Here is a 4,442-nt window from a genome sequence, read left to right as displayed (position 1 = left end):
GATGCGCTGCACCTGGTTGGTGCCCTCGTAGATCTGCGTGATCTTGGCGTCACGCATCATCCGCTCGAGCGGGTAGTCACGGGTGTAGCCGTAGCCGCCGAGCAGCTGGACGGCGTCCGTGGTGATCTCCATCGCGGCGTCGGAGGCGTAGCACTTGGCCGCGGCGCCGAAGAACGTCAGGTCCTCCTTGCCGCCGCCGAGGGCCACCCGCTCGGACCGGGCCGCCGCCGCGTAGGTGAGCTGCCGGGCGGCCTCCAGCTTCATCGCCATGTCGGCGAGCATGAACTGGACGCCCTGGAAGTCGCCGATCGGCTTGCCGAACTGCTTGCGCTCCTGGACATACCCCTTGGCGTAGTCGAGCGCGCCCTGGGCGATGCCGAGGGCCTGGGCGGCGATGGTGATCCGGGTGTGGTCGAGGGTCTTCATGGCGGTGGCGAAGCCGGTGCCCTCGGCGCCGATCATCCGGTCGGCGGGGATGCGGACGTTGTCGAGGTAGACCTCGCGGGTCGGGGAGCCCTTGATGCCGAGCTTCTTCTCCGGGGCGCCGAAGGAGACGCCCGGGTCGGACTTCTCGACGACGAAGGCGGAGATGCCCTTGGAGCGCTTCTCGGGGTCGGTGACGGCCATCACCGTGTAGTACTCGGAGACCCCGGCGTTGGTGATCCAGCGCTTGACGCCGTTGAGCACGTAGAAGTCGCCGTCGCGGACCGCCTTGGTCTTCATCCCGGCCGCGTCCGAGCCCGCGTCCGGCTCGGAGAGGCAGTACGAGAACATCGCGTCGCCCTTGGCGAGCGGGGCCAGGTACCTCTTCTTCAGCTCCTCGGAGCCGGAGAGGATGACCGGCAGCGAGCCCAGCTTGTTGACCGCGGGGATCAGCGAGGAGGACGCGCAGACCCGGGAGACCTCCTCGATGACGATCACGGTGGCCAGCGCGTCCGCGCCCGAGCCGCCGTAGGACTCGGGGACGTGCACCGCGTGGAGATCGTTCGCGACCAGGGCGTCCAGCGCCTCCTGGGGGAAGCGGGCCTCCTCGTCGACCTCGGCGGCATAAGGGGCTATCTTCGCCTCGGCGAGAGAGCGGACGGCGTCCCGGAGCATGTCGTGCTCTTCGGACGGCCGGTACAGGTCGAAGTCGTTCACCGAGGACGCCAAGCCTCTCACTCCCCATAGAGCGCTAACTACCGTTAAGTAACTGAATTCTAGGGGCGACGCCTCGATAGGTATACGTGAGCTACCTGACAGAGTCGGCTGAGCCCGTCCCCCGGTCCCGACTATGCTCAGGCACCGCATCTGCGATCGACCGCTCTGGAGCACTGCATGGCCCTCAAGATCACCGTGATCGGCACCGGCTACCTCGGCGCCACCCACGCAGCGGCCATGGCGGAGCTGGGCTTCGAGGTGCTGGGCCTCGATGTCGTACCAGAGAAGATCGCGATGCTCACCCAGGGCCGGGTGCCCATGTACGAGCCCGGGCTCGAGGATCTGCTGCGGCGCCACACCGCGGGGATCGAGGGGGCCAGCGGGCGGCTGCGCTTCACCACCTCCTACGAGGAGGCCGGGGAGTTCGGCGACATCCACTTCATCTGTGTGAACACCCCGCAGAAGCACGGCGAGTACGCCTGTGACATGAGCTACGTGAACGCCGCGGTGGAGTCGCTCGCCCCGCATCTGCGCCGTCCCGCGCTGGTCGTGGGCAAGTCCACGGTGCCGGTCGGCAGCGCCGACCTGCTCGCGGCCCGGCTGGCCGAGCTGGCCCCTGTGGGGGCGGACGCGGAGCTCGCCTGGAACCCGGAGTTCCTGCGCGAGGGGTTCGCCGTCCAGGACACCCTGCACCCGGACCGGATCGTGGTCGGCGTCGCGGGCGACCGGGCCGAGAAGCTGCTGCGCGAGGTGTACCAGACGCCCATCGGCGAGGGCTCGCCGTTCGTGGTGACCGACTTCCCGACCGCCGAGCTGGTCAAGGTCGCGGCCAACTCCTTCCTGGCGACCAAGATCTCCTTCATCAACGCGATGGCCGAGGTCTGCGAGGCCGCGGGCGGCGATGTGGTCAAGCTCGCCGAGGCCATCGGCTACGACGAGCGCATCGGCAAGAAGTTCCTGCGGGCCGGGATCGGCTTCGGCGGCGGCTGTCTGCCGAAGGACATCCGGGCCTTCATGGCGCGCGCCGGTGAGCTCGGCGCCGATCAGGCGCTGACCTTCCTCCGCGAGGTCGACTCGATCAACATGCGGCGCCGGGGCCATATGGTCGAGCTGGCCCGCGAGGCCGTCGGCGGCGCCTTCCTGGGCAAGCGGGTCGCGGTGCTGGGCGCGACCTTCAAGCCGGACTCCGATGACGTCCGGGACTCCCCCGCGCTCAATGTGGCCGGTCAGATCCAGCTCCAGGGCGCCCAGGTGACCGTCTTCGACCCCAAGGGCATGGAGAACGCCCGGGCCCTCTTCCCGACCCTCGCCTACGCCCCGACCGCGGCCGCGGCGGCGGAGGGCGCCCATGCGGTGCTGCACCTCACCGAGTGGCGCGAGTTCCGCGAGCTGGACCCGGCGAGCCTCGGCGCGGTCGTCGCCGAGCGCCGCATCCTCGACGGGCGCAACGCGCTGGACCCCGACGTCTGGCGCGACGCCGGGTGGACGTACCGGGCGCTCGGGCGCCCGATGGCGTAAGGACAAGGCTTTCCGTTTGACGGGTCCCGTTCGGTCAACCCGGGATGGGACCCGAGGAGGAGCCATGGCCATCGCCAAGCTGGACGTCATCGCGATCGACTGCCCCGACCCCACCGCGCTCGCCCACTTCTACCAGCAGGTGCTGGGCGGTGAGATCAAGAACGAGGGGAAGCCCTGGGTCGATCTCCACCTGCCCGACGGGGCGCGGCTGGCCTTCCAGGAGGCGCCCGGCTTCGTGGCGCCGAGCTGGCCGTCGGCGAAGGAGTCGCAGCAGCTGCACTTCGATCTGCGGGTGACCGACATGGCAGCGGCGCAGGAGCGGGTGCTGGCGCTGGGGGCCCGGGCGCTGGATCTCGACGACGAGGGCGGGAAGCGGGACTTCCGCGTCTTCGCCGACCCGGCGGGGCACCCCTTCTGTCTGATTCATCCCTGATCCATCCCCGATCCATCCCTGAAAACCGTCCGTCCCCGCCGGAGGGCCTCCGGCGGGGACGGAGAGGTGTGTTCAGCGACGGGGGCGGTGGGCCGCGAGCGCCATGTTGTTGGTGCCTCAGGCGGCGGGTGTGCCGTCCAGTTGGTCGATCGTCGCGATGGACGGGCCCCGCGTGGTTTGCGCCGCGCGTGCCGCGTCCTCTGCGCCGCGCACCGTACGGACCGCGTTCTGCCAGGTCAGCTTGGCCAGGTCGGCCGGTGACCAGCGGCGGTCGAGTAGCTCGGCCACCAGGTTCGGATAGCCCGCGACATCGCCCAGGCCCTCCGGGGTGAAGGCGGTGCCGTCGAAGTCGCCACCGATGCCGATGTGGTCGACGCCCGCCACCTCGCGCATGTGGTCGAGGTGGTCGGCGACGGTCGACACGGTGGCCATGGGGCGCGGGTTGGCCTCCTCGAAGGCGCGCTGCACCTTCATCGCGGCGGGGGTCATCTCCAGCGGATGCAGCCCGTGGGCGCGCATGTTCTCGTCCGCCTCCCGGGTCCAGGCGACCGCCTCGGGCAGCACGAACTTGGGGACGAAGGTGGCCATCGCCACGCCCCCGTTGGCGGGCAGCAGTTCCAGCACATCGTCGGGGATGTTGCGCGGATGGTCGCAGACGGCGCGCGCGGAGGAGTGCGAGAAGACCACGGGCGCCTCGGTCACCCGGAGCGCGTCCCGCATGGTGTCGGCCGAGACATGGGAGAGGTCGACGAGCATGCCCAGGCGGTTCATCTCGCGCACCACCTCCTCGCCGAAGCGGGTGAGGCCGTGTGCCTTCGGCTCGTCGGTCGCCGAGTCGGCCCAGGGGACGTTGTCGTTGTGGGTGAGCGTCATGTAGCGCACGCCGAGGTCGTAGAGGGTGCGGAGGGTGGCCAGGGAGCAGTTGATGCTGTGGCCGCCCTCGGCGCCCATGAGGGAGGCGATCCGGCCCTCGGTCCGGGCCGCCTCCATGTCGTCGGCGGTGAAGGCGGGGCGCAGATCGGTCGCGTACCGGTCGGTGAACCGGCGGACGACGTCGATCTGTTCGAGGGTGGCGCTGACCGCCGTGTCGCCCTGGAAGTCGGAGCGGACGAACACCGACCAGAACTGGGCGCCTACGCCGCCGGCCCGTAGGCGGGGCAGGTCTGTATGGGTGTAGGCGGTGAGGTCGGTGGCCATGTCGCGCTGGTCGAGGTCGTAGCGGACCTGCTCGCGCAGGGCCCAGGGGAAGTCGTTGTGGCCGTCCACGATGGGGTGGGTGGCCAGCAGGTCTCGGGCTTGCGCGAGGTGATCGGTCATCCTCGTAGTTTCGCGTGGGGCGCGGCCGAAGTCA

At 70.0% G+C, this 4,442-nt stretch carries 4 protein-coding genes; 2 read left to right on the top strand and 2 right to left on the bottom strand.

Going from position 1 to position 4,442, the window contains the following annotated elements; all coding sequences use genetic code 11:
- A partial coding sequence (locus tag GWI24_RS41005) for an acyl-CoA dehydrogenase family protein (RefSeq protein WP_281791585.1) occupies positions 1-1,152 on the bottom strand: 1,152 nt, incomplete at its 3' end.
- 165 nt (positions 1,153-1,317) lie between these two features.
- Here GWI24_RS41005 and GWI24_RS41000 point away from each other — a divergent pair.
- Both GWI24_RS41000 and GWI24_RS40995 read left to right on the top strand, forming a co-directional pair.
- A complete protein-coding gene (locus tag GWI24_RS41000) occupies positions 1,318-2,658 on the top strand; it encodes a UDP-glucose/GDP-mannose dehydrogenase family protein (RefSeq protein WP_210951109.1) in 1,341 nt (446 codons plus the stop codon).
- A gap of 64 nt (positions 2,659-2,722) precedes the next feature.
- On the top strand, positions 2,723-3,091 hold the full coding sequence (locus GWI24_RS40995) for a VOC family protein (RefSeq protein ID WP_210951108.1): 369 nt from the start codon (positions 2,723-2,725) through the stop codon (positions 3,089-3,091).
- 117 nt (positions 3,092-3,208) lie between these two features.
- On the opposite strand, the gene GWI24_RS40990 is transcribed toward GWI24_RS40995, so the two are convergent.
- Positions 3,209-4,408 (bottom strand): dipeptidase, encoded by a 1,200-nt coding sequence (locus tag GWI24_RS40990; protein WP_210951107.1) that lies wholly within the window; start codon positions 4,406-4,408, stop codon positions 3,209-3,211.
- Positions 4,409-4,442 lie beyond the last annotated feature (34 nt).

The sequence above is a fragment of the Streptomyces sp. MK37H genome (genome assembly GCF_018035285.1).
Classification (GTDB): Bacteria; Actinomycetota; Actinomycetes; order Streptomycetales; family Streptomycetaceae; genus Streptomyces; species Streptomyces endocoffeicus.
Note: the sequence above shows the minus strand (reverse complement) of the source record. Positions and strands in the feature narration are given on the sequence as shown.

What these genes read in the sequence shown, in the direction of transcription:
- GWI24_RS40990 (WP_210951107.1), bottom strand. Translation starts at nt 4,408, where the DNA reads ATGACCGATCACCTCGCGCAAGCCCGAGACCTGCTGGCCACCCACCCC.
- GWI24_RS40995 (WP_210951108.1), top strand. Translation starts at nt 2,723, where the DNA reads ATGGCCATCGCCAAGCTGGACGTCATCGCGATCGACTGCCCCGACCCC.
- GWI24_RS41000 (WP_210951109.1), top strand. Translation starts at nt 1,318, where the DNA reads ATGGCCCTCAAGATCACCGTGATCGGCACCGGCTACCTCGGCGCCACC.